Here is an 8,120-nt window from a genome sequence, read left to right as displayed (position 1 = left end):
CATACCAGCACCTGGCCGCCGGCCAGACCGCGACCCTGGACATCCCGTTCACTGTCACCGACAAGTCGGGTGCCACCAGCACCTCGACCCTGACCATCACCGTTACCGGCACCAACGATGCGCCTGTGGCGACCGTCAGCACTGCTGCCGTGGATGAAGACAAATCCGCCAGCGGCCAGCTGCAAGCGACCGATATCGATGACAACGACGTCCTGACCTACACCGTCACCGACGCCAACAAGCCAGCCGGCTTCACGCTGGACAGCGCCACCGGTCAATGGACCCTGGACGCCAGCAACGCGGCATACCAGCACCTGGCCGCCGGCCAGACTGCGACCCTGGACATTCCGTTCACCGTCACCGACAAGTCGGGCGCCACCAGCACTTCGACCCTGACCATCACCGTCACCGGCACCAACGACGCGCCTGTGGCGACCGTCAGCACTGCTGCCGTGGATGAAGACAAATCCGTCAGCGGCCAGCTGCAAGCGACCGATATCGACGACAACGACGTCCTGACCTACACCGTCACCGACGCCAACAAGCCAGCCGGCTTTACCGTCAACGATGCAGGCCAGTGGACCCTGGACGCCACCAACGCGGCGTACCAGCACCTGGCTCAAGGCCAGACTGCGACCCTGGACATTCCGTTCACTGTCACTGACAAGTCGGGCGCAACCAGCACCTCGACTCTTACCATCACCGTTACCGGCACCAACGACGCGCCAGTGGCGACCGTCAGCACCGCTGCCGTGGACGAAGACAAATCCGTCAGCGGCCAGCTGCAAGCGACCGATATCGACGACAACGATGTCCTGACCTACACCGTCACCGACGCCAACAAGCCAGCTGGCTTCACGCTGGACAGCGCCACCGGTCAATGGACCCTGGATGCCAGCAACGCTGCATACCAGCACCTGGCCGCCGGCCAGACTGCGACCCTGGACATCCCGTTCACCGTCACTGACAAATCGGGCGCAACCAGCACCTCGACTCTGACCATCACCGTCACCGGCACCAACGACGCGCCTGTGGCGACCGTCAGCACCGGCACCGGCGTAGAAGACACCACCACGACTGGCCAACTGCAAGGCAGCGATGTGGATGACAACGACGTCCTGACCTACAGCGTCAAGGACGCCGACAAACCAGCCGGTTTCAGCGTCAACGACGCGGGCCAGTGGACCCTGGACGCCAGCAACGCGGCGTATCAGCACCTGGCTGCCGGCCAGACCGCGACCCTGGACATCCCGTTCACCGTCACTGACAAGTCGGGCGCAACCAGCACCTCGACCCTGACCATCACCGTTACAGGCACCAACGACGCGCCAGTGGCGACCGTCAGCACTGCTGCCGTGGACGAAGACAAGTCCGTCAGCGGCCAGCTCAACGCGACCGATGTGGACGACAACGACGTCCTGACCTACACCGTCACCGACGCCAACAAGCCAGCCGGCTTCACGCTGGACAGCGCCACCGGTCAATGGACCCTGGACGCGGGCAATGCGGCCTATCAGCATCTGGCGGCCGGTGAAAAACTGACCATCGATGTGCCGTTCACCGTCACCGACAAGGCCGGTGCGACCAGCACTTCGACCCTGACCCTGACCATCACCGGCACCAACGATGTACCGGTTGCCTCGGCGAGCGTTGGCACCGCCAAGGAAGACACGGGCCTGGCCACCGGACAACTGCTGGCCAGCGATCCGGACAGCACCGACACCCTGACCTACAGCATCAAGGATGCCGACAAGCCGGCCGGCTTCACCCTGGACAGCGCCACCGGCAAGTGGACCCTGGACACCAGCAATGCGGCGTACCAGAACCTGGCCGAGGGCGAGGTCCAGACCATCAAGGTGCCGTTCACCGTCACCGACAATAACAACGCCACCAGCAACGTCGAATACCTGACGCTGACCGTCACCGGCACCAACGATGCACCGGTTGCCCAAGCGGCCACCGTTTCGGCCGTGGAAGACCAGATGACCGGCAGCGGCGTTGTGAGCAACGCCACCAACGGCTCGTCGATGGTCATCACCGTGACCACCACTGAAGCCAACCAGAAGGTCTCCTTCAACTGGAACTTCAGCACCAGTGACTACAAGCCGTACAACGACTTCGCCTTCGTACAGGTCAATGGCAAGCCGGCAACGACGCTGAGCGACATCAATGCGGTCGGCAGCTACGGCTCGTCAGGCAACCAGACGTTCTCGCAAGTCTTCGACAAGCCAGGCACTTATCAGATCGTCGTCGGCGTCGCCAACCAGGGCGACAGCCTGCAGAACTCGACGCTGAACGTGGGCAACGTCACCGGCGCTATCGTGAACTCCGTCGTGACCAACGGCGCGGTCTCGGCCAACGCCGGCAACTATGTGCTGACCACCAGCGGCGAGACCGCCCAGCACATGGCCCAGCAGGTCAACAAGCCGGCGATCCTGTCGGGCGAACTGACCGCAACCGACATCGACCACAACGCCGTGCTGACCTTCAGCCAGACGCCAGGTACGCCTGCCGTTGACGGCTTCACCCTGAACGCTCAGGGCAAGTGGACTTTCGATCCGAGCAACGCCGCTTACCAGAGCCTGGCAGCCGGCGAAGTCAAGACCATCGTCGTCAACTACACCGTGACCGACGAACATGGCGCCACCGACACCAGCACCCTGACCATCAAGCTGACCGGCACCAACGACGCACCGATCGCCTCGGCGACCACTGCTGCCGTGAACGAAGATGCCAGCGTCAGCGGTCAGTTGCAGGCTACTGACATCGACCACAACGACGTCCTGACCTACAGCGTCAAGAACGCCGACAAACCGGCCGGCTTCACCGTTGACTCCACCGGCAAGTGGACCCTGGATGCCAGCAACTCGGCCTACCAGCACCTGGCGGCCGGCCAGACCACCACCTTGAACGTGCCGTTCACCGTCACCGACAAGTCGGGTGCCACCAGCACTTCGACCCTGACCATCACCGTCACCGGCACCAACGACGCACCTGTGGCCTCCGCCAGCAGCGCCCTGGCACTGGAAGACAAGAGCGTCAGCGGCAAGCTGCAAGCCACTGACATCGACGACAACGACGTCCTGACCTACAGCGTCAAGACTGCCGACAAGCCAGCCGGTTTCAGCGTCAATGCCGCTGGCCAGTGGACCCTGGATGCCGGCAATGCGGCCTACCAGCACCTGGCAGCCGGTCAGACGACCGTGCTCAACGTACCGTTCACCGTCACTGACAAGTCGGGCGCGACCAGCACCTCGACCCTGAAAATCACCGTGATCGGCACCAACGATGCACCGATCGCCAAGGCCAGCATCGGCACAGGTCTGGAAGACACCAAGACCACCGGCCAACTCCAGGCCACCGATGTCGACGACAACGATGTCCTGACCTACAGCGTCAAGACTGCCGACAAGCCAGCGGGCTTCAGCGTCAACGCCGCCGGCCAGTGGACCCTGGATGCCGGTAACGCGGCGTACCAGCACCTGGCCGCAGGCCAGACCACGACCTTGAACGTGCCGTTCACCGTCACCGACAAGCTGGGCGCGAGCAGCACCTCGATCCTGACCATCACCGTCACCGGCACCAACGACGCGCCTGTGGCCAAGGCCAGCACTGCTGCCGTGACCGAAGACAAGTCCGTCAGTGGCCAACTGCAAGCCACCGACGTCGACGACAACGACGTGCTGACCTACACCGTCACCGATGCCAACAAACCGGCCGGTTTCAGTGTCAACGCTGCTGGCCAGTGGACCCTGGACGCCAGCAACGCGGCCTATCAGCACCTGGGTGCCGGCCAGACCACAGTCCTCAACGTACCGTTCACCGTCACTGACAAGTCGGGTGCGACCAGCACTTCGACCCTGAAGATCACCGTCACCGGCACCAACGATGCACCGGTTGCCCAGGTCAGCACCGGCACCGGCGTGGAAGACACCAAGACCACCGGCCAACTGCAAGCCACCGATGTCGACGACAACGACGTGCTCAGCTACAGCGTCAAGAACGCCGACAAGCCAGCGGGCTTCAGCGTGGATGCCAGCGGCAAGTGGACTCTGGACGCCGGCAACGCGGCTTACCAGCACCTGGCCGCAGGCCAGACCACGACCTTGAACGTGCCGTTCACCGTCACCGACAAGCTGGGCGCGAGCAGCACCTCGATCCTGACCATCACCGTCACCGGCACCAACGACGCGCCTGTGGCCAAGGCCAGCAGCGGCACAGGTACTGAAGACACCACCAGCACCGGCCAGCTGCAAGCCACCGATGTCGATGACAACGACGTGCTGACCTACAGCGTCAAGGACGCCGACAAACCAGCCGGTTTCAGCGTCAACGACGCGGGCCAGTGGACCCTGGACGCCAGCAATGCGGCGTACCAGCATCTGGCCGCCGGCCAGACTGCGACCCTGGACATCCCGTTCACCGTCACCGATAAGGCTGGCCTGACCAGCACCTCGACCCTGACCATTACCGTCACTGGCACCAACGACGCGCCTGTGGCGACCGTCAGCACTGCTGCCGTGGACGAGGACAAATCCGTCAGCGGCCAACTGCAAGCCACTGACATCGACGACAACGACGTGCTGACCTACACCGTCACCGACGCCAACAAGCCAGCCGGCTTCACCGTTGACGCCACTGGCAAGTGGACCCTGGACGCCAGCAACGCTGCCTACCAGCACCTGGCCGCCGGCCAGACTGCGACCCTGGACATCCCGTTCACCGTCACTGACAAGTCGGGCGCAACCAGCACCTCGACCCTGACCATCACCGTTACCGGCACTAACGACGCGCCTGTGGCGACCGTCAGCACCGGCACCGGCGTGGAAGACACCACCACGACCGGCCAGTTGCAAGGCAGCGATGTGGATGACGGCGACGTCCTGACCTACAGCGTCAACGATGCCGACAAGCCAGCCGGCTTCAGCGTTGATGCCTCCGGCAAATGGACCCTGGACGCCAGCAATGCGGCGTACCAGCACCTGGCTGCCGGCCAGACCGCTACCCTGGACATCCCGTTCACCGTCACCGACAAGGCCGGTTTGACCAGCACTTCGACCCTGACCATCACCGTCACCGGCACCAACGACGCGCCTGTGGCGACCGTCAGCACTGCTGCTGTGGACGAAGACAAGTCCGTCAGCGGCCAACTGCAAGCCACTGACATCGACGACAACGATGTCCTGACCTACACCGTCACCGATGCCAACAAGCCAGCCGGCTTCACCGTTGACGCCACTGGCAAGTGGACCCTGGACGCCAGCAACGCTGCCTACCAGCACCTGGCTGCCGGCCAGACCGCGACCCTGGACATCCCGTTCACCGTCACTGACAAGTCGGGCGCCACCAGCACTTCGACCCTGACCATCACCGTCACCGGCACCAACGATGCGCCTGTGGCGACCGTCAGCACCGGCACCGGCGTGGAAGACACCACCACGACTGGCCAGTTGCAAGGCAGCGATGTGGATGACGGCGACGTCCTGACCTACAGCGTCAACGATGCCGACAAGCCAGCCGGCTTCAGCGTTGATGCCTCCGGCAAATGGACCCTGGACGCCAGCAACGACGCCTACCAGCATCTGGGCGCAGGCCAGACCACGACCCTGTCCGTGCCGTTCACCGTCACCGACAAGGCCGGTTTGACCAGCACTTCGACCCTGACCATCACCGTCACCGGCACCAACGACGCGCCGGTTGCCAAGCCCGGCGCTGCTGCCGTGACTGAAGACAAGTCCGTCAGTGGTCAGCTGCAGGCCACCGATGTGGATGACGGCGACGTCCTGACCTACACCGTCAAGGATGCCGACAAGCCCGCCGGCTTCACTCTGGACAGCACCACCGGCCAGTGGACTCTGGACGCCGGCAACCCGGCGTACCAGCACCTGGCAGCGGGCGAAATCGCCACCGTCACCGTGCCGTTCACCGTGACTGACAAGGCAGGTGCCACCAGCACTTCGAACCTGGTCATCACCATCACCGGCACCAACGACGCACCGATTGCCGTCAACGACATCGGCGCGACCGTCACCGGCAGCCTGCAAGGCAACTACTACGGCTACAAGGAAGGCACCGACGGTCCGAACCTGGGCACCATCAAGCAGGCCCTGGACTTCATCGCCTCGCACAAGGCTGACGCGAGTTTCGACGCGAAGACCCTGAACTACGGTGGCGGATTCGGTAACGACCTGGGCCACTCCGGCAACCTGGATACATTCCTGGGCAGCGACAAGGGTTCGCTGGTCTACACCAATGGCACCACCCAGACCACCACTTCCGATGCCATCATCGAGCTGGCTGGCAAGGTGAGCATGGCGGCCGGCACCTACTCGCTGAAGATCACTGCAGACGATGGCTACATCGTGCTGATCGATGGCAAGCAGGTGGCGCTGTACAACGCCAACCAGTCGCCGACTACCCATACCACCACGTTCACGCTCGATAACGGCGGCGAACACGACATCCAGATCGTCTATTGGGATCAGGGTGGTCAGGCACAGTTGAAAGTCGAAGTGGCCTCGGTCGTCAACAACGTGACCGGCGCCTACAGCGTGCTGGGCACCAACCCTGACATTGCGCTGGCGCACAGCACCCTGACGACCCTCGAAGACCAGCCTCTGGTCATCAAGGCGCAGACCATCGTGGGCAACGACACCGATGCCGACGGCGACAAGCTGACCATCAACTCGCTGCAAGGCCATGATCCGAAAGTCGCCTCCGACGTCTTCGACGCCAGCGGCAAAGTGGTCGGTTCGGTCATCATGGATGCCGCTGGCAACGTGATCTTCACCCCGGCCAAGGACGTCAACGGTCCGGTCAGCTTCAGCTACACCGTCACCGATGGTCACGAGACTTCCAACACCGCGACCGTCACGGTCAACGTGGTGGCGGTCAACGACGCACCAGTGGCAGTCGCCAGCTCCGGCACCGGTGTTGAAGACACCATCACCAAAGGCCAACTGCAGGCGACCGACGTCGACGCTGGCGATGTACTGACCTACAGCGTCGCCGATGCCAGCAAACCGGCAGGCTTCAGCGTCAACGCCGCTGGCCAGTGGACCCTGGACGCCGGCAACGCGGCCTACCAGCACCTGGCCGCAGGCCAGACCACCACCCTGTCCGTGCCGTTCACCGTCACCGACAAGGCCGGTGCGAGCAGCACCTCGGTACTGACCATCACCGTTACCGGCACCAACGATGCGCCTGTGGCGACCGTCAGCACTGCCGCCGTGGACGAAGACAAGTCCGTCAGCGGCCAGTTGAAAGCGACCGATGTCGACGACAACGACGTGCTGACCTACACCGTGACCAACAAGCCAGCCGGCTTTACCGTCAACAACGCAGGCCAGTGGACTCTGGACGCCAGCAATGCGGCTTACCAGCACCTGGCGGCCGGCCAGACGACCACAGTCAACGTGCCGTTCACCGTCACCGACAAAGCGGGCGCCACCAGCACCTCGACCTTGACCATCACCGTCACCGGCACCAACGACGCGCCAGTGGCCACCGTCAGCACTGCTGCCGTGGACGAAGACAAGTCCGTCAGCGGCCAGTTGAAAGCGACCGATGTCGACGACAACGACGTGCTGACCTACACCGTGACCAACAAGCCAGCCGGCTTTACCGTCAACAACGCAGGCCAGTGGACTCTGGACGCCAGCAATGCCGCTTACCAGCACCTGGCGGCCGGCCAGACGACCACCGTCAACGTGCCGTTCACCGTCACGGACAAAGCGGGCGCCACCAGCACTTCGACCCTGACCATCACCGTTACCGGCACCAACGACGCGCCTGTGGCGACCGTCAGCACTGCCGCCGTGGACGAAGACAAGTCCGTCAGCGGCCAGTTGAAAGCGACCGATGTCGACGACAACGACGTCCTGACCTACACCGTGACCAACAAGCCAGCCGGCTTCACCGTCAACGATGCAGGCCAGTGGACCCTGGACGCCGGCAACGCGGCCTACCAGCACCTGGGCGCAGGCCAGACGACCACCGTCAACGTGCCGTTCACCGTCACCGACAAAGCGGGCGCCACCAGCACTTCGACCCTGACCATCACCGTTACCGGCACCAACGACGCGCCTGTGGCGACCGTCAGCACTGCCGCCGTGGACGAA

The 8,120-nt window shown here is 63.8% G+C and carries 1 protein-coding gene; it reads left to right on the top strand.

From position 1 onward, the window contains the following. Positions 1 to 8,120: VCBS domain-containing protein (locus ACIPOO_RS19590; RefSeq protein WP_400609155.1), on the top strand; the 8,120-nt coding region annotated here is incomplete at both ends.

The organism is Pseudomonas sp. NPDC090201, from assembly GCF_044746825.1.
GTDB classification, from domain to species: domain Bacteria; phylum Pseudomonadota; class Gammaproteobacteria; order Pseudomonadales; family Pseudomonadaceae; genus Aquipseudomonas; species Aquipseudomonas putida_AD.
This window is presented reverse-complemented; position numbering and strand designations above follow the sequence as displayed.